The organism is Micromonospora sp. AMSO1212t (assembly GCF_008868145.1).
GTDB classification, from domain to species: domain Bacteria; phylum Actinomycetota; class Actinomycetes; order Mycobacteriales; family Micromonosporaceae; genus Micromonospora; species Micromonospora tulbaghiae.
The window spans coordinates 32,175-54,544 of record NZ_WBKS01000027.1 but is presented as its reverse complement, the minus strand read 5'-3'; the positions used below and the strand labels follow the sequence as shown (position 1 = coordinate 54,544).

At 71.9% G+C, this 22,370-nt stretch carries 17 protein-coding genes; 5 read left to right on the top strand and 12 right to left on the bottom strand.

Annotation, left to right across the window (positions count from 1 at the left end):
* The 4 genes from rarD to eccE all read right to left on the bottom strand — a co-directional run.
* Nucleotides 1–886: EamA family transporter RarD (rarD, locus tag F8279_RS10345; RefSeq protein ID WP_151499798.1), on the bottom strand; the 886-nt coding region annotated here is incomplete at its 3' end.
* Nucleotides 883–1,371 (bottom strand): GNAT family N-acetyltransferase, encoded by a 489-nt coding sequence (locus F8279_RS10340; protein ID WP_151499797.1) that lies wholly within the window; start codon nt 1,369–1,371, stop codon nt 883–885. The genes rarD and F8279_RS10340, both read right to left, overlap by 4 nt.
* Before the next feature lie 104 nt (nt 1,372–1,475).
* Entirely contained in the window at nt 1,476–1,862 is a 387-nt protein-coding gene (locus F8279_RS10335) for a phage holin family protein (RefSeq protein ID WP_013283623.1), read from the bottom strand.
* Between the two features lie 58 nt (nt 1,863–1,920).
* Nucleotides 1,921–3,723: a type VII secretion protein EccE gene (eccE, locus tag F8279_RS10330; RefSeq protein WP_151499796.1), complete on the bottom strand. Its 1,803-nt coding sequence runs from the start codon at nt 3,721–3,723 to the stop codon at nt 1,921–1,923.
* A gap of 244 nt (nt 3,724–3,967) precedes the next feature.
* Here eccE and F8279_RS10325 point away from each other — a divergent pair, with 244 nt between their 5' ends.
* Both F8279_RS10325 and F8279_RS10320 read left to right on the top strand, forming a co-directional pair.
* Nucleotides 3,968–4,285, top strand: a complete 318-nt coding sequence (locus tag F8279_RS10325; protein WP_091414556.1) for a WXG100 family type VII secretion target — start codon at nt 3,968–3,970, stop codon at nt 4,283–4,285.
* A 20-nt stretch (nt 4,286–4,305) separates the two neighbouring features.
* Nucleotides 4,306–4,599 (top strand): WXG100 family type VII secretion target, encoded by a 294-nt coding sequence (locus tag F8279_RS10320; RefSeq protein ID WP_120572062.1) that lies wholly within the window; start codon nt 4,306–4,308, stop codon nt 4,597–4,599.
* 61 nt (nt 4,600–4,660) lie between these two features.
* Here F8279_RS10320 and mycP read toward each other — a convergent pair whose 3' ends face one another.
* Nucleotides 4,661–5,875 (bottom strand): type VII secretion-associated serine protease mycosin, encoded by a 1,215-nt coding sequence (gene mycP / locus F8279_RS10315; RefSeq protein ID WP_151499795.1) that lies wholly within the window; start codon nt 5,873–5,875, stop codon nt 4,661–4,663.
* A gap of 152 nt (nt 5,876–6,027) precedes the next feature.
* On the opposite strand from mycP, the gene F8279_RS10310 reads away from it, so the two are divergent.
* Nucleotides 6,028–9,447 carry an SseB family protein gene (locus tag F8279_RS10310; RefSeq protein ID WP_151499794.1) on the top strand — a complete coding sequence of 1,140 codons (3,420 nt, stop codon included), beginning with the start codon at nt 6,028–6,030 and terminating at the stop codon, nt 9,445–9,447.
* The gene (locus tag F8279_RS10305; protein ID WP_091414562.1) at nt 9,444–9,809 is read left to right on the top strand and encodes a hypothetical protein; all 366 of its coding nucleotides are present in this window, start codon (nt 9,444–9,446) and stop codon (nt 9,807–9,809) included. The genes F8279_RS10310 and F8279_RS10305 overlap by 4 nt, the downstream gene beginning before the upstream one ends.
* A 1-nt stretch (nt 9,810) precedes the next feature.
* On the opposite strand, the gene F8279_RS10300 is transcribed toward F8279_RS10305, so the two are convergent.
* The 5 genes from F8279_RS10300 to acs all read right to left on the bottom strand — a co-directional run bounded on the left by F8279_RS10300 (nt 9,811) and on the right by acs (nt 19,152).
* Nucleotides 9,811–10,743 (bottom strand): alpha/beta fold hydrolase, encoded by a 933-nt coding sequence (locus F8279_RS10300; protein ID WP_091414564.1) that lies wholly within the window; start codon nt 10,741–10,743, stop codon nt 9,811–9,813.
* A 130-nt stretch (nt 10,744–10,873) separates the two neighbouring features.
* The gene (locus F8279_RS10295) at nt 10,874–11,215 is read right to left on the bottom strand and encodes a hypothetical protein (protein ID WP_091414566.1); all 342 of its coding nucleotides are present in this window, start codon (nt 11,213–11,215) and stop codon (nt 10,874–10,876) included.
* A 175-nt stretch (nt 11,216–11,390) separates the two neighbouring features.
* Entirely contained in the window at nt 11,391–13,793 is a 2,403-nt protein-coding gene (locus tag F8279_RS10290) for an immune inhibitor A domain-containing protein (protein WP_091414568.1), read from the bottom strand.
* 356 nt (nt 13,794–14,149) lie between these two features.
* Complete coding sequence (locus F8279_RS10285; protein ID WP_225853215.1) at nt 14,150–16,933, bottom strand: immune inhibitor A domain-containing protein; 2,784 nt, start codon at nt 16,931–16,933, stop codon at nt 14,150–14,152.
* 230 nt (nt 16,934–17,163) lie between these two features.
* The gene (gene acs, locus F8279_RS10280; protein ID WP_151499793.1) at nt 17,164–19,152 is read right to left on the bottom strand and encodes an acetate--CoA ligase; all 1,989 of its coding nucleotides are present in this window, start codon (nt 19,150–19,152) and stop codon (nt 17,164–17,166) included.
* A gap of 201 nt (nt 19,153–19,353) precedes the next feature.
* On the opposite strand from acs, the gene F8279_RS10275 reads away from it, so the two are divergent.
* On the top strand, nt 19,354–20,100 hold the full coding sequence (locus tag F8279_RS10275; RefSeq protein WP_091414574.1) for an oxidoreductase: 747 nt from the start codon (nt 19,354–19,356) through the stop codon (nt 20,098–20,100).
* A gap of 12 nt (nt 20,101–20,112) precedes the next feature.
* Here F8279_RS10275 and F8279_RS10270 read toward each other — a convergent pair whose 3' ends face one another.
* Complete coding sequence (locus F8279_RS10270) at nt 20,113–20,919, bottom strand: HAD family phosphatase (protein WP_091414576.1); 807 nt, start codon at nt 20,917–20,919, stop codon at nt 20,113–20,115.
* 333 nt (nt 20,920–21,252) lie between these two features.
* Nucleotides 21,253–21,462: a hypothetical protein gene (locus F8279_RS10265; protein WP_255474108.1), complete on the bottom strand. Its 210-nt coding sequence runs from the start codon at nt 21,460–21,462 to the stop codon at nt 21,253–21,255.
* Between the last annotated feature and the right edge of the window lie 908 nt (nt 21,463–22,370).

The following is a 22,370-nucleotide window of genomic DNA, read 5'->3' as shown; positions in this document are numbered from 1 at the left end:
CGGCTACGCGGGCGCGGTGGGAGTGGCGCAGGGCGTCGGCGGTGAAGACGACCAGGGCGAGCCAGACCAGGGCGAAGCCGGCCAGCCGGGCCGGCGGCATCGGCTCGTGGAAGATCAGCACGCCGCAGCCGAGCTGGAGGATCGGCGCGAGGTACTGCAGCATGCCGACAGTGGACAGCGGCAGCCGGTTGGCCGCCCCGGCGAACAGCAGCAGCGGGATCGCGGTGGCGGCGCCGGCGAGCACCAGCAGCGCGGTGTGCCCGGCCGAGACGTGCCCGAACGTCGAGTCGCCGCGCGCCGACAGCCACCCCAGGTACGCCAGCGCGGGCAGCGCCAGCACTGCCGACTCGACGAACAGCCCCTCCGTGGCGGGCAGCGCGAGCTGCTTCTTGACCAGGCCGTACCCGGCGAAGCTGAACGCCAGCGTGAGCGCCAGCCAGGGCAGGCGGCCGTAGTCGACGGTGAGCACCGCGACCGCGAGCGCGCCGACGCCGAGTGCCGCCCACTGTGCCCGGCGCAGCCGTTCCCGCAGCATCAGCACGCCGAACAGCACCGACACCAGCGGGTTGATGAAGTAGCCGAGCGCCGTCTCCACCACCCGGTCGGAGTTGACGCCGTAGATGTACGTGCCCCAGTTGACAGCGATCAGCGCGGCGGCGAGCCCGATGCCGGCGAGCGCCCGGGGTCGCCGGGCCAGCTTGCGCAGGAAGCCGGCGTGCCGCGTGGCGGCCAGCAGCAACGCCACGAACGCCACCGACCAGAGGATCCGGTGCGCGAGGATCTCCACCGGCCCGGCCGGGCGCAGCAGCTTCAGGTAGATCGGGAAGAAACCCCAGATCAGGTACGCGCCGACGCCGTACAGGTAGCCGAGCCGGAGCTGGTTCACCGCTCCACCGTAAGTGGTGGATCGCTCCCCTGGTCCTTATCGGTGACCGGCGTCACCCGCTGATCCAGCTCCATCCACCGACCCGGCGCGACCGGCCGGAAGCCGATCTTCGCGTAGACCCCGTGGGCGTCGAGCGTGGCCAGCAGGATCCGGCGTACGCCCAGCTCGCCCAGGTGGTCGCGGACCGCGCCGGCCAGCCAGGTGCCCAGCCCGCGACCCCGCTCGGCCGGGTCCACGTACACGTCGCAGAGCCAGGCGAACGTGGTTCCGTCGGTGACCACCCGCGCGACCGCCACCTGCCGCCCGTCACCCGGCCGGTAGACGCCGAAGCCGATCGAGCCGGCGAAGGCGCGCGCCACCGTCTCCCGCTCCCGCCCCAGCGCCCAGTACGCGTCGGTGGCGAGCCAGACGTGCACCAGGTCCAGGTCGATCCGGTCCGGGTCGGTGCTGATCTCGTAGCCGTCCGCGCGGGTCAGGGTGAACACGCGGCCGAGGCTAGTACCACCGCCCGGCCCTCTCGCCAGCCAATTCCCTACTGCTGGCCTGGCGGCCCCGGCCGGCCGCCACGGTGGCCGGCCGGGGCCCGGTGTCAGTCGCGGTCGAGAACGGCGCCGAGGATCCAGGTGACGATGCCGACGAAGAGCGCGCCCAGCACCGCCTCCGGCCAGAACCCGTCCACGTGGAAGGGCAGTCCGGCCTCACCGGCGATCCAGCTGGTGAGCAGGAAGAGCAGGCCGTTCACCACGAGCGCGATCAGGCCGAGGGTCAGCAGGTAGAAGCCGCACCCCACGGTCTTGATGATCGGCTGGAGCACCGCGTTCACCACGCCGAAGATGACCGCGACGAGCACCAGCGTGATCACCGTCTCGGTGGCCGAGTCGGAGTCGAGCGAGATGCCCGGGATGAGCAGGGTGGCGAGCCAGAACGCCACCGCCGTCGAACCCACGCGAATCAAAAGACCCTTCAGGAAATCCATGGCCGGGATCGTGCCACGGCCGTACCACCAGGGGAAGTCGCGCGGCGGCGCGCGGCCGTCAGTGCCGGGCCGGGCGACCGACCAGTTGCGACTCGACAGGTGTGGGCGAGAGCAGCGCCCAGCGCAGGGCCCGTCGGTTGACCACCGCCACCATGTCGTCGCGGATCCGCGTCAGCCACTCCGCGGAGCCGCCCAGGCCCAGCGCCGCGCCCGCGAGGGCGGCCTCGTCCGGGTCGAGCGGCTGGAGGATCGCCAGGTCGGCGCGGGCCAGCGCGGGCGTGTCGGCCGGGGTCAGCTCGTCGCGGACCACCAGGACCGACTGCCAGGCGGACGCCGGTCCGGCCTCCGGCGGCACCGGGCCGGCGTCCACCACGACCAGCAGCGGGTGCAGCGGCGAACCGGGCGCGCCACCGACCGGACGACCGGGCGGAAGCAGCGGTACGCCGCCGCCGACCGTCCCGACACCCCGCACGAACGGTTCCCAGAACCGAGGGCGGCCGGTCTGCACCACCACGCGCGCGCCGAGCGCCAGCGCCCGCAGCACGAGCAGTTGCGCCGCGGGCACGCCGCCGACGAGCAGCACCCGGGTCGTAGCCGGCCGGAACAGGCGCACCGTGAGCGCGGCGCCGTGCCGGTTCGCGCCCACCATCAGGCCGGCAGCGGCCGGGGGCAGGTCCAGCGCGGGCGGAGGCGACCCGGCCGGGAACGCGGCCCCGGCGCTCACCGCCAACGGCAGCGTGGCGGCCAACCCGGCCAGGTGCTCACCGTCGAGCCGGCGCAACTCGCCGCCGGCGTCACCGGCGACCCGGCGCAGCGTGCGTTCCGCCGTCGACAGCTCGGCCGTGCTCCCGGCAGCCACCCGTACCGCCAGCTCGCCTGGGACCGGCGCCGTGCCGGTGCGCGGACCGACTGTGAGCGCGACGGTGGTAGCGGTGGCCGGCAGCGCGAGCAGCCGGCCCACCAGCCCTCGCGCCGCCTCGCCACGCGGATCCGGCCACCGGCCCAGCCGCCAGGTGGCCTGTGTGAGGCCACCGACGGTGAGCAGCGGCCAGGTCTCCCGCACCGGGGCGCCGGGCTCGTGGTGGGCCAGCTCGGCGATCACCCGCAGCGCCGCGTCGCCGCCGAGCGGCCGTGCGGTGAGCGGGCCGAGCCGGCGGACGAGCCGGCGCAGGGTGCCGGACAGTGCCCGTAGCAGATCCTCGTCCGGCCAGCCGTCGGCGCGCAGCACCTGGACGGCCAGCACCACGCGCGCCCGTCCGGCCAGCCGCCCGTCGGTGAGCTGGCGGTACGACGTCCCGGCCGGACCGCCGGCCACAGCGGGCGCCGGTGCGGGGGATGACGAGAACACCAGTTGCAGCCGGATCGCGGGCGCCTCCGGACCGGTCGGGGGAAGCAGGTCGAACGGCGTGGGCAGCTCGTGCGCGTGGTCGCCGAGCAGGTCGTCCGGGTCGCCCAGCTCCAGCAGCGCGGTCAGTCCGGCGGCGTCGTGCAGCACGGCCGCCCCGCCGGACGCCTCCGTCGCGCCGACCACAGCGCCCGGCCGGAGCAGCTCCAGAAGCGCCGCCGGGTCGGCCGCCGCCGGCAGGGCGCGCCGCCGGGTCAGGTACGCGGCGGCGGTGACGAGCCATTCGTGGAGCCAGCGGCCGCGCACCCGCACCCACGCGGCGGGCAGCAGCAGGGCCGCCGAGAGCAGCGCGACGGCAGTCGGCACGACACCCCGCCCGGCGGCCGCGATCAGCACAGCCGCCGCGACCTGGGTCGCCACGATCTGGCCGGCGCGCAGCCGCGCGGTCGGACAGCTCGTCCACTGTGGGGCGACGACCGCGACGCACGCGGACCGCTCGGACGTGCTCGCCGTCACCGCACCTCCTCGCCGAGCCTCCGCGTGACGCTGCCGTGGCTCATCGTAATGGCCGAGTTGTCCACAGGGGAGCCCGAAGGGGTAGCAGAACCGGAGTCGGACGGCTACCGTCAGCGACGAAATCGTCGAGTTGCGTGTCCGCCGCCGCCAGGCTTCCCCCTCCACCGGCCCCGGACCCCGCCGACGAGTCCACGGTGGTCACACGGTGGCCAGCCACGACCGAGGAGACGAGGTGACGTCCGGGATGTCCCAGACCCAGGCAGAAGCCGCGGTGATGCAGCAGACCGCCGCGAAGTTCGAGCAGGTCGACCAGTCGCTCCAGACCATGCTCAGCGGCCTGATGGCCGAGCTGGAGGTGTTGCAGCAGGCCTGGCGGGGCGCCGGTGGGCGCTCGTTCGCGCAGGTCAAGCAGCAGTGGGCGCAGGACCAGGCCGCCCTTCACCGGGCGCTGCGCGAGACCGCCACCGCGATCCGCACCGCGGGCCGGCAGTACGACGTCTCCGACACCGAGGCCGCCGGCCGGGTGGCGGGCACCAACCGCGGCATCCAGCTGCCGCTCTGACAACCGGAAGGATCGAAACCATGGAGCACGGTGTGCTGGTCGTCAACTTCGCCGCCCTGCAACAGGCGGGCGCCGACATCCAACGTGCGCTGTCCACGCTGGAGAGTCAGCTCGGTCAGCTCGAACGCGACGCCGCTCCGCTGGTGGCCAGCTGGAACGGCGAGGCCCGCGAGGCGTACGAGGTGCGGCAGTCCCGGTGGCGGGCCGCCTCCCAGGATCTCCAGGCGATGCTGCGTGACATCAAGCTCGCGGTGGCGGACTCCGCGACCGACTACCTCGACACCGAGAAGCGCAACGCCAACCTGTTCCAGTGAACCGACGCCGCGCGGCCCGAGCAGGTGACCCGGGCCGCGCGGCGCCGCACGTGGCCGGCGGTCATCTCGGAGCTGCCGGATCAGCCGCCCGCCATCGCCTGCGCGCACCGCGCGGCAGCACCAGGGCGAGCGCCGCCACGAGTGCCACCGCCCCGCCCGCGACGGCGGCGGCCAGGAGCGCCCGGTCCCGGGCCGTGTCCCGGCGGGACTGGCGGGCCAGCGCGGCCGGATCGGGCCGGTCGGCGGGAAGCGCCGCGCCCGGCCGGGTACGGGAATCGGTCGCGCCGGCCGACTCGGTCACCGCCCGGTACGGGTTGAGCACCCCCGCGCCGTAGCCCGCGTCCCGACCCGGCGCCGGGTCGGCGGCAGCCACGATCCGACGGGCCACCTCGTCCGCGCTCAGCCGCGGCCGGTACTGGCGCAGCAACGCCGCCGTACCCGCCACGAACGGAGTGGCATAGCTGGTCCCCTCCGCCCGCTGGTGTCCCGACCGGGGCGCCGCCATCAGCACCTCGCTACCCGGGGCGACCACGTCCACGTACGAGCCGGTCTGGGAGAACGCCGAGCGCGTCCCGTCCCGCCCGATCGCGCCGACGCCGAGCACCCCGTCGTACGCCGCCGGATAGGGCCGGGGATCACCGTTGTCGTGCAGGTTCCCGGCGGCGGCCACCACGACCACGTCCCGGCGCACCGCGTAGGCGACGGCGGCTCGTACGGCCGGGTCGTCCGCGTACAGCACGACCGAGAGGTTCAGCACGTCGGCGTCGTGGTCCACGGCCCAGCGGATGGCCCGGGCGAACCCGGCGGCGTCGACCGTACGCCCCGACTCCCGACCCTCGACCACCTGCTGCTCGCTCACCCGTACCGGCAGGATGCGTGCGTCCGGCGCGACGCCGCGGAATGCGACGCCGGGCTGCGGCGCGGCGGCGATGATGCTCGCCACCCCGGTGCCGTGGCCGGCGCAGTCCCGGGTTCCGTCCCCGCCCCGGTCGAGGAAGTCGGCGCCGTCGAGAACCCGGCCGGCCAGCTGCGGGTGGGACCGGTCCACTCCCGAGTCGACGACCGCGACCACGATCCCGGCTCCCGTCGCGAGCGGGGTGAGCCGGTCCGGGGCGTACCGCTGCTGCGGCCACGGCTGGTCGGCCACCGGCCGGGCCGGCGCGGGCGGCGAGGCGCAGCCGGCGGGCGCGCGAGCCGCCGCGGGGGCGGCCGGAACCGCTGTGGCGAGGAGCGTCGCCAGGGCGGCCACGGCGGGGTACGCGACTGGCCGAGACATCGACGACCTCCGTAACGTGTCGGCTCCGGAACGGGATGTTAGCGGCTCGCTCACCTTGGGGCCGACCGTCGATGGCCAGAAGTCCTGATCTTGCTGCCACCTTGTAGGTTGTAGGCGATGCCTGTGGCCTGTTCGCGGAAGGAGAGGTGGCCGTGACCGGATGGGAGCCGGCCACCGAGGCCGAGGTGGCGATGCGGGATGCGCTGCGCGCGCAGGACCAGCAGCAGTACTTCCGGGCGCTGACTCGCGTCGATCTCTTGCTTCCGGTCGCGAGCGGACCGACCGCCGGGTGGGGCACCTGGACCTCCGGGGGCCGCACCCACGTGCTGGCCTTCACCTCCGTCGCCGCGCTGCGCGCGAGCCTGGGGGAGAACGCGGGGCCCACCCGCCGCGTCGCCTACCCGGATCTGGCGGCCGGCTGGCCCAACCCCGAGTGGTGGTTGGCGGTCAATCCCGGCCTGCCGATCGAGGGCTACCTGCCCGCCTGGTACGTGGCTCAGCTCTCCCGGGGAGACGTCCGGCTTCCCGGCCGCACCATGGGCGCCCGCGCCCGGCTGGAGCGGGTGGAGAACGCCACCCGGGGAGCCCGGAACGCGGTGCCCGAGGCGGCCCCCCGCCCGCCGGCCGTTCCCGTCCCGCCGGCTGCCGTCGCGCCGGCATCGGTGCCCACTGCCGTCGTTCCGCCGCCGGCCGCTGTCTCGCCTCCCGTCGTGCCGCCTCCCGCTGTGCCGCCTCCGGTCGTGCCTCCGGTCGCCGGCGCGTCCGGCCGGGACGAGCGGCTGATGAAGGACGAGCGCCTGATGAAGAACGACGAGCCGCCGACGGTGCCGATGCGGGCCGCTTCGGTCCTGGGCCGGCGGCTGCCCACCGTGCCGCCCCGCCGCCGGGCGTCGGACAGCGACGTCCCGAGCCGGAGCGCCTCCGGCGCCGAGGCGGAAACGGACGCCCTCGACGGCTGGCTCACCGACCTGCGCCGCCGCCCGGACGAGCCGGACCCGTTCGCCACCGCCCCGGCGGCACCTGCCGACGAGGCGCCGGCGGCCTCCGCGCCGCCACCGTCCCGCTCCTTCTTCGAACCCTCGTCCGGTGGCCGCTCGGCCCGGCGCCCGTCGCCGCTGGACCCGTCGCGCCGGGCCGGCGACCGGGCCATGCCGCCGACCCGGTTCGCCGGCGGGCAGCCGTTCCCGCGCCGACGGCCGCTGAACGAGCCGGTACGCGAGGGCCCGACCCACGCCTTCCCGACCCGGACGGACGAGCCGTCGCCGGTGCCCCGGTCGGAGGAGGCGACCCAGGCGTTCCGGCCGACCCGCCCGCCCGAGGACGCCACCGAGGCGCTGCCCCGGCGGCACGCGGGACCGGCCACTGCGGCGGACGCCGGATCCGCTACCGCCGCCGGGCAGGCCACGGCTGACGGGTGGGGGGCCGCGCCGGGCAACGCCGAGGGCGAGACCGCGCGGTGGGAGACGATCGACGAGCCGGTGGAGGAGCTGCCAACGTCGATCGCCGAACCGGTCTCCGCGCCGCCCGCATCACGCCGCGACTTCACACCCATCGTCATCGAGGGCACCGTCATCGAGGCCCGCGACCTGACCGAGCCCGCGCCGCTCTGGTCCGCGCAGCAGGCCGGTCCGGTGCGCGCGGAACCGGCCGAGGGCGCGGCCACGCCGTGGGCCGGCACCACCGACCCGACCGTGCCGCTCTCCGCGGACCCGCCGGCCGCCGACGACACGGTGAACTCCGCCGAGCCGACGCCGGCCCACACCCGGGCCACCGGCGCGACGGACCGGGGTACGCCGCCCGACGAGCCGACCGTGTCGTTCGCGTCGTCATCCGAGCCCACGACGTCGCTGTTCGGGCCGCCGGCCCCGGCAGCCGAGGCCACCGCGCCGCTGTTGACGCCGTCGGCGTCGGCGTCGGCCGAGCCTACGGTCTCGTTGTTCGACCGGGTGCCGACCGGGCCGACCGCGCCGCCGGCCGGCCCGGGTGAGGCCGAGCCGACCGTGTCGTTCGCGTCGTCATCCGAGCCCACGACGTCGCTGTTCGAGCCGCCGACTCCCGCGGCGGACGCCACCGCGCCGCTGTTCACGCCGTCGCCGTCGGCCGAGCCGACGGTCTCGTTGTTCGATCCGGCACCGACCGAGTCGCCCGCGCCAGTGGCCGGCCCGGTCGAGGCTGAGCCGGCGGTTTCTGCCTCCGACCGGGCATCGGCTGAGTCGACCGCGCCGCTGTCCGGTCCGGTTGGGGCCGAGCCGACTGTCTCGTTGTTCGATCGGGTGTCGACCGAGCCGACCGCGCCGCTCTCCGGGCCTACCGAGGCCGAGCCGACGGTCTCGCTGTTCGATCCGGTACCGGCTGAGCCGACCGCGCCGCTGTTCGACCCGGCACCGGCTGAGCCGACCGTCTCGCTGTCGAACCCCGTGTCGGCGGAGCAGCCGACCGTGTCCCTCTTCGCGCCGGCGACCGGCGACGAACCGGTCACCGCGTCGCTGTTCGCGCCCGGCGAGCCGACCGTGGCGCTGTCCGCGCCGGCGTCGACGGCACCGGACACCGCGACCCCCGCCACGACAACCGGTCCGCCGGCCGGCCACGGATCGACCACCACGAGCGGGCCCGCCGAATTCGTACCGGCGAACGACGTCGAGGAGGACCTGCTGGCCGCCGCGGGCAGCGGCAGCACCGACGGCTTCCTCACCACCCTGCTGCTGGCCCGGGTGCTGCTGCCCGTCGCGCCCGACTCGGTCGCCGGCAGCCGGCCGGGCGACCCCGGCTTCGTCTGGCACGCCGATCAGGTCGACGGCGAGAGGTGCGTTTCGGTCTACACCTCGCCGGAACGCCTGGCCGAACACACCGAGGGTCAGGTCGAGACGGTACGGGTCAAGTTCGTCCAGCTCATCCGCAGGTGGCCGGACGTGGCCTGGTCGTTCCGGGTCAACCCGGGCAGCCCGGTCGGCGCGACGTACCCGGGGGAGCAGGTCCTCGCGCTCGCCAACTGGGCGGCCGAGGTGGGCCTCGGTGACGACCCGGAGCCGGCCGCTGCGCCGCAGCAGGCGGAACGACAGCGCACGGAGGCGCCCACGATCGCCGCGAACCGGCCGGTCGCCATGCAGAAGGCGATCGCGGCGAGCCAGCTCGCGTACTACCTGGAGCGTGGCTACGACCGGGTCTCCGGATTCGTGCACCGGGCCGGGGAACTGGGGCACCTGCGTACCCCGGCGGAGCTGTACCGGGCTCTCGGCCTCGGCCACCCGGGGTCGCCGTTCTCCCCCGACGACGAGGAGATCTACCTGCTGCGCTGGCCCGCCTACCGGCCGAGCCTCTACCGGATCCCGTACGGCGGCCCGAACGAGGCGGCGATGCGGGCGATGGAGGGCTGGGTGATCGAGCGGCCCCCGTTCCGCGGCAACGGCTTCGCGCCGGGGGAGAGCAGCGATGTGATCGCCGAGTTCAAGGTGGACAGCGCCCGGCTCCCGCACGGTGCCGAGCTGTGGCGGGTCGGCGCGGACGGTGACAGCAAGCTGGTCGCGGTCCTGGACACCGACGAGCTGCTGTGGCGGAAGGCGGGCGAGGCGTGACCCGGGACGGCTACGTGGCCCGCTGGCGGGGACGGGAGTACCACGCCAGCCCTGACGGGGACGACATCCGCCTCTACCAGCCCGGACCGGGCGAGGGCTTCACCGAGGTACGCCCCGGCCGGTACGTCCGGGTGGTGCCGGCCGCCGAGGTCGACGATCTGGCGTACGTGCGGACCACCTGCACCTGGCAGGGGCAGCCGTTCATCGTGCTGGCCGAGCACGAGGGCTGGCTGCGGCTGGAGTACACCGGTGGGCGCTGGCCGGTGGCCGAGGCGATGGGGCTGGAGGCGTTCGACTTCGGCGTCTACCAGGGCTGGGCGCCCGCGGCCGAGGTGGCCGACCTGGGCGAGCAGCGGGTCTGAGTCAGGACTTCGCCCAGCGCAGGATCTCGCCGAGCACCACGTCCCGCGCCTCCACGTGCGGGAAGTGCCCCACGTCGTCGAGTAGTCGCCACTCGTACGGGGCGGTGACGTAGCGGCCGGAGCCCTGGGCGGTACGGGGGAGCGAGGCGCGGTCGAGTGCGCCGTGCAGTTGCAGGGTCGGCGTGACCAGCGGCTTCTGCATCAGCTTCACGAAGCGGTAGCCGTGCAGCCGCAGCACCGAGCGGAACGCCCAGCGGTAGCCCTCCATCGCGCAGAATGCGGCCTGCGGGATCTGCATCGCCACCCGGCAGCAGTGGGCGTAGTCGGCGAAGTCGGGGCCGGACACCCAGCGCGGGCCGCCCCACCGGCGCAGGATCTCCTCCACCTCGGCGGCGTCGTCCCGGGCCAGGACGTGCTCGTAGCGGGGGAGCTGGAACTTCAGCGTCGCGGTGGCCGAGGCGAACTGGCCGCGCGGGTCGGCGAAGATGGCCGCCCGCAGCCGCAGCGGGTGCGGCGCGCCGAGCACCACGAGCCGCCGGACCAGCGTCGGATGGAAGGAGGCGGCGGTCCAGCCGATGAGCCCGCCCGCGCCGGTGCCGACGACAGTGGCCGACCGCTCACCGAGTGCCCGGATCAGGCCGGCGACGTCGGCGGCGAGCGTGTAGCCGTCGTACCCCCGGGGTGGCTTGTCGCTCGCGCCGTAACCGCGCAGGTCGACCGCGACCGCGCGGAAGCCCGCGTCGGCGACCGCCGGCAGCATCTCGTGCCAGGCGTACCAGTGTTCGGGGAAGCCGTGCAGGAAGAGCACCATCGGGCCGGTGCCCGCCTCGACGACGTGGAACCGGCTGCCGTTGGCGCCGACGAACCGGTGCGTCCACGGCCCCTCGGGCAGGACGCAGGAGTCGTCGACGGGTCCGCCGCGCTGGTCGGTCATGGGGCACAGCCTAGGGCCGCCGGTCACCCACCGGCCCCCGCAGGTGACGAGGATCAGGGATTTCTCCGGGCGGTCACCCGGAACCGCGCAGCCGGGTACCGCGTTCGCGTGAGGGCGCCGCTACCGCATGTCACTCTTCGATGATCCGCATCGGGATGCCGGGTCCGCAGTCGACGGAGCGGTCCCGCGCGGTGAGCCGCAACGTGACCAGATCGCCCTTGCGCAGCTCACCGGCGTTCGGGCCGTACACCGCGTACTCCGTGCCGTTCTCGTCCATCAGCCCGTAGCACGGCCCGGACCCGCCCCGGGTGATCCAGCCGGCGACGACGCCGGTGGGCCGGTTGTCGGTGGGCCTCTTCGGCGGGCCGGCAGGCCGCCGAAGCGTCGGCAGGTCGGTGGCGGACAGCGGCGCGGGACGATCGGCGGGTGCGCCCGCGCCGCTCACGGCCGGCTGCTGGTGGTCGTCGGACACGGATCCTCCGTCTCGGCCGCGACCGCGCCGGCCGGCAGCGGTTCGCGAGAGGGCCGGCAGCATGGTGCGGGGCGTCACCCGGATGGGACGCGGGTGAGGGCCGGCGGGTTCCCCGGAAAGGGCGATGCCCGGGCGGTTCACCGCCCGGGCATCGCGTGGTGCGTCGATCAGTGGATCAGGAGAAGCGGACCTTCAGCGAGGTGCCGTTCTGCTCCAGAACCTTGATCTTGGTGCCGGTCGCCGGGAGCTTGACGCCGTGGTTCGGCAGCTCCGGGTACCAGTACTGCTTGGTGTCGTCGAACAGCGGCTGCGCCGCCTGGCCGCGGATGTACTGCGGCTGGCTGTTGACGTGCAGCGTGAACGAGTCGGCCTTCTTCAGGCTGAACGGCGCGTCGTAGACCTGGACGCGGGCCCGCCAGGGCGCCCCGGTCAGGTTGTAGATCGGCCGCGGGTGCGCGTCGATGATCATGTTCCGGCCTTCACCCGGGTGCGCGAACGTGTCGTTGTCCGCGAACCGGAGGTTCCAGTAGGAGATCAGCAGACCCTCCTGGTACGCGTAGTGGTCCACGTAGTCCGGGCGGGTGTTCGCGTAGCCGAAGAAGTACGGGCCGGTCTTGAGGTACTTGTCGTACGAGACGTACGACCGGTTGCCGGCGATGTAGTAGTTGTCGAACTTACGGGTGTAGGTCTCCTCGACGATGCTGAAACCGCTGAGGGTCCAGCCGTTCGCACCGGCCTCGGCGCCGTCGGTGAGGAGCGTCTGGCCGTCGGCGGTCACGGTGACCGCGTCACCGTAGAAGCCGCCCTCGGAGACACCGCCGTCCGTCTGGTAGCGGAGCCGGAACTGCACGACCTTGCCGGCGACCGCGTCCATCGGGATGTTGACGTCGACCCACTCGTTGTTGCTGGAGCCGTCCAGGGCGTAGCGCCCGGGGGAGATCTCCTTCAGCGGGGTGCCGTTGGCCGTACCGGGCAGCGAGGCCCAGGTCTGGCCACCGTCGGTGGACGCCTCGAAGAAGAGGTAGTCGTAGTCCGCCTCGATGCTGTAGCGACCCTTCATCGACAGCGCGGCGCTGGTCTTCCCGGTGAGGTCGACAGTGCGCGTCATCGTGTTGTTCAGGTCGTCGTCGTTGCCCGAGAAGAACTGCTTCGTGCCCTCGAACGGCTTGCCGTTCTGGAACGTGTACTCCCGCTGCGGCAGCACCACCACGGCGCCCTGGGCCTTCTTGGAGTTGTACTCCTGCGGGCCCAGTTCCAGGGTGCGCTTCTGACCGGCCACGATGACCTCGTAGTCGAGCCAGCCGAGCTGGAGCTTGTTCCACGCGCCGAGGTCGCCGCCGCGCTCGCCGATGCCACCGTCGTTCTTGGCACCGAGCCGGCTCTGGGCCATCAGGGTCCAGTGCTCGTTGTTGTTGTCCCCACCACTGACGACGTTGTAGTCGTCCGGCAGACCGAGGTCGTGGCCGTACTCGTGGTAGAAGACGCTCCGGCCACCGTTCTCCGGCTGGATCGTGTAGTCACCGATCCAGACGCCGGTGTTGCCGATCTGGGTGCCGCCGGCCGGGAAGTTCTCCGGGCCGGTGTTGCCCTGGTCGCTGGCGAAGGCGTACCACCGGTGGCTCCAGATGGCGTCCTCACCCTGGTACGGGTCACCGTCGGCCTCGTCACCGCCGGCGTGGACGATCTGGAAGTGGTCGATGTAGCCGTCCGGCTCGTTGAAGTCGCCGTCGCCGTCGAAGTCGTACCGGTCCCACTCGTCCATCGCCTTGACGTCCGCGGCGATCTCCGCGTCGGAGCGGCCCTGCGCCTTCTGGTCGGCGACCCACTGGTTGGCGGCGTCGCGGACCAGCGCCCACGTGTTGGTGCAGACGTTCGAGGCGCACGGGTAGCCGCCGGAGCGGCCGTAGCGGGCCTCGTTGTACTGCACCTTCACCCAGTTGGTGACCTCGCCGTCGACGCTGTACCGACCCGAGGACTGGGCCTCGTAGTACTGCTTCAGCGACTCGTCGCCCGGGTTGGTGCCGAAGTACAGCTGCCGGAAGTGGTCGGCGCTGTAGTCCGCCTGCCACACCGTGGAGTTGTCCACCGCACGGTTGGGCTGGGGGATCTGGTTGCGGAGCGGACCGTCGAACCGGGTCGGGCCCGGGGTGTCCGGGTCGGTGTCCTGGTCCGGGTAGTTCGGGTGCCGCTCGTCGCCGAACTCCGCGAGGATGACGAAGATCTTGTCGGTCCGCTCGCGGGAGAGTTCGACGTACTGGTCCTTGGTCGGACCCTTGCCTGCCTTGGTGCTCTTGGCTGCCTTGCCCGCCGCGGGACCGGCGACAGCCTGCTCGCCGACCTTGACGACCTTGCTGCCGTTGATCTTCTGGGCCTTCGCCCTGCCGGACAGGACCTCGCTGAGGCCCTCCTGGCGCAGCGCGCGCCGCTTCTCCTCCAGCGGGTTGGGCAGGTCGTGCTCAGCCTGCGCAGGCTCGGCCACCGACGGAGCGGCGGCCGGCAGCTTCGGCGTCGGCGCGGCACTGGCGGACGTGCCTGCCATCAGCCCCGTCGCGGTCAGCGAAAGCCCGAGCAGACCCACTGCGACTTTGCGCACGTGGTACCTCCGGTGTGAGGGAACCGGCCCAACTGGGGGTACGGGCCGGTGGAACGTCCCACTAGTGGGACCAAAGGTGAACATAGACACTGCTGCGACCGGTGGGAAGATGCGTGCGTCGATTTGTAGCAACTTTTTGTTGAGAATGCTTTTCACCGTCACATGCCTGCCGGTGGCCGAGTCGTTGACCAGCAACGATGCGCTCAGCGGCGATTGCAGTGACATGCATGGATTAATGGTTGCGCGGAAGGGCCGGGAGCGCTCGCGCTCCCGGCCCTTCCCCCATCGAGCTGGATCAGATCATTTTTCGGTCATTCCGGTTCCGCTTTGACCGCGCCCGTTCAGCTGCGCGGCGGAACCACGTACACCTGGGCGTACGAGTTGTCCTTGGCGGCCCGCTTGATGATGATCGAGACACCGTACTGGACGCCCGCGTCACCCGGGTTGCCGGTGCCGAGCACGATCGCCCCGCCACCGAGCGTCGAACCGTAGTAGTCCGTCGCCGGGCTGCCGTCCGGGTTCACCACCCGGGTCGTGTACTGCTGGTTGCCCCGCGACGGGATGACCACCGAGGCGTCGTTGTCCCGCGCGTACGCCGCACCGTCGCGGATCTCGATGCCCGGGTACCAGCCCTTGGCGTCGGTGAAGCCACGCACCGGAGCCTGCGGGCCGAACTTCGTGCAGTACTCGCTGTACGGCTCGTCCGCCGCCTCCAGGCACTCCTTGAACGGGTACGTGGGCTTCAGGCCGAACGCGGCGTTGGAGGACTGCGGCCGGCTGGGCAGGTTCTTCAGCACCGACGGGTCCTTCTCGGCCGCGACGCCCTTGCGGCGCAGCGGGTCGTTGTGCGAGTCGACGATCAGCAGACCGCCCTTGGCGCCGTAGCTGGGCAGCGCGGTCATCTGCGCGGTGACGTGGTTGACGTCGCCGAGCTGGGTGTCCCGGTACCAGACCAGCATGCCCGGCGCGTTGTACGCGATCCGGTCGACCTTCCACGCCTCGTGCGAGTAGACGGTGTCGTAGGTGTACTTCAGACCCTTGTCGAAGCCGTCGAAGTTACGCCACTCGGCCAGGTAGTAGTGCGACTTCACCTGGGTGCCCGAGTCGATGTACCAACCCGCGCCGCTGGTGTCGGTGAACGTGCCGCCGGTCTGGGTCCAGCCCGCGGCGCCGCTCTCCACGTCGTCGCTCCACGTGGTGGCGCCGCCGCCGGTCACCGAGAAGTCGTCGGCGAACCAGCCGCGCTCCACGAACGCCTCGTCGGTGGCGTAGCGCAGCCGGACCTGCACGGTCTGCCCGGCGTACGACGACAGGTCGACGTAGTCGTGCCGCCAGCCGCCGGTGCTGCCGGTCAGGCCGTACTTCTTGTTGCCGAAGTCGACCATGCGGCCGTTCGGGTCGGCGTAACCGTCGTTGGTGGAGACCAGCGCGCCGCCCTCGGCGTACACCTTCTGCTCGCTCCAGGTGGCCCCGCCGTCGGTGGAGACCTCGACGAAGCCGAAGTCCCAGTCCGCCTCGATGACGTAGTTGTTCCACATCCAGAACTTCGCGTCCGCGGCGTTCGGGACGGTCACCGTGCGGCTGAGCTTGACGTCGGCCCAGTTCTGGTCGGCGCCGGAGTACCACATGTTCCCGCCGCTGTGCGGCGTGGCCAGCGAGATCACCTTGTCCGGCAGATCGATCTTGATGCCGTCCTCGGTGCCGACCGGCGTACGCGAGGTCTGCCCGAGCTTGACCAGCTTGGCCCGGTCACCCGGCCCGAACGTCTTCGGCTCGGCCCAGCCCAGCACCCACTTGTCCCAGAGGCCCATGTGGGTGGGAAGCGCCTGGAAGATCTCGCCGGAGTGCGAGCCCGACGCCATCAGGTCCCAGAAGTCCACGTCCGAGTCGGCGTTGCCGGAGGTGTCGTAGAGGTCCGGCAGGCCCAGGTCGTGCCCGAACTCGTGGGCGAAGACGCCGACGCCGGCGTCCTCCGGCTGCACGATGTAGTTCGACACCTTCAGGTTGGTGCCCGGGATCGTGTAGCCACCGGTCACGGTCGAGGAGTGCGCCCAGACCGAGTAGATCCCGACGTCGCCGCCGCCACGGGACTTGCCCTGGTTGGCGTGCACCAGCACCAGGTGGTCGATCACGCCGTCCGGCTCGTGGTAGTTGCCGTCGCCGTCGCGGTCGCTCTGGTCCTCGATGTCGTAGTCGGCCCACGGGAAGTTCGGGTCGGCCGCGGCGAGCGCGTCGATCGCATCGGTGGCGAGGCGCCCGGCGCCCTGCGGGTTGTCCGGGTGGCCGTTCATCGACTGCTCACGCCCGGCGACCCAGTTGCCGTTCTCGTCCTGGAAGCAGCGCGAGGCGGCGTACCAGCCCTCCGAGTGCGGCACCGTGATCCACGGGCTGGCCTGCCCGTCCACGGTGTACGCGTTCTTGGACATCTCCAGGTACATGTTGTGCATGGTCCGCCCGGCGAGGCTGATGCCCGGCTTGCCGTCCGGCCCCTTCAGGTCCTTGCGGACCCGCTCGGTGATGCCCTTCTTGCTGTAGAGCATCTTGTCGTAGTGGGCCGGGGAGAAGTCCGGCACCCACATCGAGTTGTTGTCCTTGTGCGGCAGCGTGGCCGGGTTCGGAATGGTGTTGTGCCGCGGCCCGTTCTGCACGGTGCCGGGAACGCAGGTGCGGTCCTCGAACACCGTCTTCGGGACCATCACGTTCGTGAAGTCGTCGTTGGCCTTGTCGTTGAACTCGACGAGCAGCGTCAGCAGCTTGGCGGTCTGCGTGCTCTTGGCCTTCTTGATCTTCCGAGGGCTGTGGCCGGTCCGGATGGACTTGGCCTCCAGCTTCGCCAGCTCGCGGGCGGCGATCGGGTTGCCGCCGGCGTACTTGCGGTCGTAGGCGCGCGCCTCGTCCGCGGGCGAGGAGAAGACGCCGTCGCGGCCCTTGACCTCCTTGCCGCCGGTGTCCGGCTGCACCTCGGGCTCGGCGTAGTTGATGTAGTGCTCGTCCGCCCCGATCGTGACCGGTGCGGACCGGGACGGCTGGGCCGCCGCGCTGCCCGTCACGGTCAGCGACGTGGCCGCGAGCGCGATGGCGGGCAGCGCGACGAGTAGGCGTCGGCGTGCCCTGTGCTGCGACATGGGGAGCATGCCACTCCGTTCGTAGGGAATGGTGAGGGACCGGCCGTCTCACTGACACTCGTCGAAATCCGCCGGTGCGGCTGAACGTAACCGACAAGCAGCGACATCGACAGTGGTGAAAAGCCCCTCTGGCCGATCAGGTCAGACCGGGTCCACCGATCGACCGGAACAGGTCCCCGGGTACGACGAGGGGCGGACCGCCGCGCGGCCCGCCCCTCGGTCGGCTGTGGTCAGTCCTCGTCGGACTTGCCGCCGCTCATCCCCGAGGAGATCAACTCCATCACCGAGGAGTCCTGGAGCGTGGTCACGTCGCCGAGCGACCGGTTCTCCGCCACGTCCCGCAGCAGTCGGCGCATGATCTTCCCGGAGCGGGTCTTCGGCAGCTCCGGCACCAGCATGATCTGTCGCGGCTTGGCGATCGGGCCCAGCGTCTTCGCCACGTGGTTGCGCAGCTCGGCGATGAGCTGCTCGCCCGCGTCACCCGCGGTCTCCGCGCTGCCGCGCGGGATGGCGAACGCGACGATCGCCTGGCCGGTGGTCGGGTCGGTCGCGCCGACCACCGCCGCCTCCGCCACCGACGGGTGACTGACCAGCGCCGACTCCACCTCGGTGGTGGAGATGTTGTGGCCGGACACCAGCATCACGTCGTCGACCCGGCCGAGCAGCCAGATGTGCCCGTCGTCGTCCTTCTTGGCGCCGTCACCGGCGAAGTAGACCCACTCGTCGCCGGTGTTGGCGCCCGCGCCGAACCGGGACCAGTACGTCTCCAGGAACCGGTTGTCGTCGCCCCAGATGGTCCGCAGCATCGAGGGCCACGGCTCCTTCAGCACCAGGTATCCGCCGCCGCCGTTCGGCACCGACTGGCCCTGGTCGTCGACCACGTCGGCGACGATGCCGGGCAGCGGGCTCATCGCCGAGCCGGGCTTCGCCTCGGTCACGCCGGGCAGCGGCGAGATCATGATGGCGCCGGTCTCGGTCTGCCACCAGGTGTCCACCACCGGCAGCTCACCACGGCCGACGTGCTGCCGGTACCAGATCCACGCCTCCGGGTTGATCGGCTCGCCGACGCTGCCGAGCAGACGCAGCGACGACAGGTCGAACCCGGCCGGAATGTCCTCGCCCCACTTCATCATGGTGCGGATCAGGGTCGGCGCGGTGTACAGGATGGTCACCTTGTACTTGTCGACGATCTCCCAGAACCGGCCCTTGTGCGGGGTGTCCGGGGTACCCTCGTACATGACCTGGGTGGCGCCGTTTGAGAGCGGGCCGTACACGATGTAGGAGTGCCCGGTCACCCAGCCGATGTCGGCCGTGCACCAGTAGACGTCCGTCTCCGGCTTCAGGTCGAAGACCGCGTGCGTGGTGTACGACGTCTGGGTCAGGTAGCCGCCGGTGGTGTGCAGGATGCCCTTCGGCCGGGCGGTCGTGCCGCTGGTGTAGAGGATGAACAGCGGGTGCTCGGCGTCGAACGCCTGCGCCTCGTGCTCCGGCGACGCGGTCTCCACCGTCTCGTGCCACCAGTGGTCCTTGCCCGACCAGGCGACCTCCTCACCGGTGCGGCGGACCACCAGCACGTGCTCCACCGACGGGCACTTCGCCACCGCCTCGTCCACCGTCGGCTTGAGTGCCGACGGCTTGCCCCGGCGGAAGCCGCCGTCCGCGGTGATCACCACCTTGGCGCTGGCGTCCTGGATCCGGTTGGTGAGCGCGTCGGCGGAGAAGCCGCCGAACACCACGCTGTGCGTGGCGCCGATCCGGGCGCAGGCGAGCATCGCCACCGCCGCCTCCGGGATCATCGGCATGTAGATCGCCACCCGGTCACCGGCGGTCACGCCCAGCTCGGTCAGCGCGTTCGCGGCCTGGCAGGTGAGCTTGTGCAGGTCGGCGTAGGTGACGGTACGGGTGTCGCCCGGCTCGCCCTCCCAGTGGATCGCCACCTTGTCGCCCTGGCCCGCCTCGACGTGCCGGTCCAGGCAGTTGTACGCCACGTTGAGCCGGCCCCCGGTGAACCACTTCGCGAACGGGGCGTTCGACCAGTCCAGCACCTGCCCCCACGGCTGGGCCCAGGCCAGCCGGCCGGCCTGGCGCTCCCAGAAGGCGAGCCGGTCGCCGGCCGCCTCCTCGTACGCCTCGGCGGTCACGTTGGCGTTCGCGGCGAGTTCAGCCGGCGGCGGGAACTGGCGCGTCTCGTTCAGCAAGTTGGCCAATGCCTCGCTCATGCGGTGACTCCTTCGTCGCGTGACCTGCGTCTCCTACTGCGGGGAAGGTTAGTCCCGCCGTACTCCGGCCGCGACCGCCCGGCCTCTCACCGCGCGCCGAGCGGCCCCGTCCCCGCGCCGAGTGCACCGCGCGACGCCGACGGCGTCACTTTCCCGGCGGGCGGAGGCGGATACCGGCCCGCCGGTCGCTAGCGTGACGGGGTGACCACCGATCCGCTCGCCCCGCTGCTCGCGCTCGCCGACGTCGCCCCCGCCGTCGAGCGGGCCCGTGAGCGGGTCGACCTGGCCCACCGGCACCGCGCGCTGCGCCGCCAGGGCGGCCAGGTCGCCGCCGAGGTCAGCCTCCGCTCGGCAGTGGCCAGCGCCGCGCTGGAGGGCCGCGACCACGAACGCGAGGAGGTACGCGCCGGCACCGTCACCGACCCGGTGCTCCAGGGCGCGCTACGGGTCGCCGGGGCGCTGCCCGGACTGAGCGACCTCTGGCCCAAGGCCCCCCGGCAGGTGATGGCCCGGCTGCACGTGCTCGCCGCCCGCGACGTGGTGACCGAGGAGGAACTGGGCCGCCCCGTCGCCGACCCGGTGGTGGCGGCCCGCCTCGACGGCCTGGCCGCCCTGGTCGCCGGCGGCACCAAGGTGCCACCGCTGGTGCTGGCCGCCGTCGTACACGGCGAGCTGCTGAACCTGCGCCCGTTCCCCGGCCCGTCCGGGGTGGTGGCCCGCGCCGCCGCCCGGCTGGTGCTGATCTCCACCGGCTTCGACCCCCGCGGGCTGGTCGCGGTGGACGTCGGTCACCGCGAGCGCGAGCCGGAGTACGTGGGCGCGGCCGGCGCGTTCGCCACCGGCACGCCCGACGGCCTGCGCTCCTGGCTGCGGCACTACATGAGCGCGGTGGAGGTCGGCGCGGACCAGATCACGCTGATCGGCGACGAGATCCTCGCCGCGTCCTGACGGTTGCGGGTGTCAGGCGGTGGGTGCGGCCGTGCGGGTGCGGCGGTGCCGGCCGTACCAGGCGATGCCGATGGCCACGCCGACGCCCACGCCGAGCGCTGCCGCCGCGACCGGCACCGCCGGCCGCTCGCGCAGGCGGCGACCCAGCGGGATCGGGTGCCGGAACTCCAGCACCGGCCACGCGTTCTCCACCGCCAGCTTGCGCAGCGCCCGGTCCGGGTTGACCACCGTCGGATGCCCCACGCACTCCAGCAGCGGCCGATCGGAGTACGAGTCGGAGTACGCGTACGAGTCGGCCAGGTCGTAGTCCCGCTCCAGAGCCAGTTCGCTGACCGCCTCGACCTTGCTCGGACCGGCCGCGTAGAACTCGACCTCGCCGCTGTAACGGCCGTCCACCACGCCCATCCGGGTCGCGATCACGTCGGTGATCCCGAGCAGCTCACCGATCGGCCGGACCATCTCGTCGCCGGACGCGGAGACCAGCACGACGTCGCGCCCGGCGGACTGGTGCTCCTCGATCAGGGCGGCCGCCTCGGCGTACACATAGGGGTTGATCAGCTCGTGCAGCGTCTCCGCGACGATCTGGCGGACCTGTTCCACCGGCCAGCCCTTGCAGAGTGTGGCCAGGTAGTCCCGGGTCCGGGCCATGGTCTGCTCGTCGGTGCCGCCCAGCCGGAACATCAACTGCGCGTACGCCGACTTGACCACGTCACGCCTGGTGATCAGCCCGTCCCGGTAGAACGGCCGACCGAACGCCAGGGCGCTCGACTTGGCGATGACGGTCTTGTCGAGATCGAAGAAAGCGGCGCTGCGGCCCACGGCGCGAAAGTCTAGCCCGACGGGAGGCGTGGAGGCGTCCGCCCGGGTCGCGAAAGCCGATGAGCACCCGGTGGAGTGACGGCGGTCACAGGTAGCTATCGATGAATTTAGCTTTGCGTGGAGTGAACAACACTCGACGTATAAGGGTCGACTGCGGCATGCTTGTGCTCGCGACGGGAGTTCGCATACCCGGCGTCGATGGGCCTCGGCGGTTGCACCCCCCGTAACCGCTGAGTCGGTTCGGCTCGACCCCCCCGGAGCCGAACCACAAGACGACCCCCGTCTCCCCCCGACGGGGGTCGTCCCTTTGCCCCGTGAGCGTTCCGCCGCAGGTCACAGGCCCTCTCCGTCGTCGTCCAGGTCGCTGCCCGGCGGTGTCTCCAGAGTCGGAGGCAGCAGAGAGGCAGCAGAGCCCTCGAGGGCGGCCAGGACGCGGGCGGCGTAGTCGTCCGGGGTGTGGGTGTAGCGGTTGAGCGTCGTCGACGCCTGTTCGTGGCCCATGACCCGCTGCACCAGGTTGATCGGCACGCCGTCGGTGACCAACCAGGTGGCGTAGGAGTGCCGCAGACCGTGGAACGGTACCCGCCGGAAGGTAGGACCGAGGTGTAGTCGTACTGTGCCAACTCGTTAGGAAGGCCACCGCATGCGAACGACCCCCCGCGGTAACAGAGGGCCGTTCTGTCCGAGGTGTGTGCCAGATCACTGCCCATGGCTCACATCCCGCCACCTATAACGAGGTCTCGCTTGCTTAGTGGCGGCCTACCTGTCCCGCAGTGCCGCTCGGCTTCTGGAAAGCTCCCGTCCGGGAGCTTCACGTCGAACTGACGCTCGTGAATGCGGCCTACGCGTTTTTGCACGTAGGACGACATGATGGCCTAGGTGTGCCAATCTTGTTGGCCCACAAGTCGTAGGTAGCGATCGGGTGATCAGATCCACTGCGCTCGGACCTCCTGACTACCTACAGTGATGAACGTTGCGTTGCAAGTCCACCTCTGCGCCGAACACCCACGCGATCGGCCACTCTCAGTGAAAACCAACGTCGCACAAGGCGCGTCTTTGAAGATGGATCTTCGTTTAGCCCTCTGAGACACCCGCAGCGTCCATCCGGCGGTAACCGGCGGCGCTCTCCCCAGCGGGCTATCTCACTGTCCGAGGAACCTACGAACATGCCCATGGAGCGAAGGTGCCGAAGAGCACGTCTTGCCGGCAAAGGCTGGTACGCCTGACCTCGGCGTCTGACCGCAACAGCTCGCAGCTCATCCTCGTGACCCCAAGAGCCCTGCTCATCCTGATGGTCACACTCATCGTCGGCCTCCTCCCAGCTGTAGTCGTCGGCCTGATCGCAGGGCTGTATGCCAGCCCGGCCCTCGGGCCCGTGCGTAGCATCGCCGTCGGAGTCGCGAGCGGCGTTGTCGCCTTGGTCCTGACCGGGTTGGTGGTAGCCACCAAGC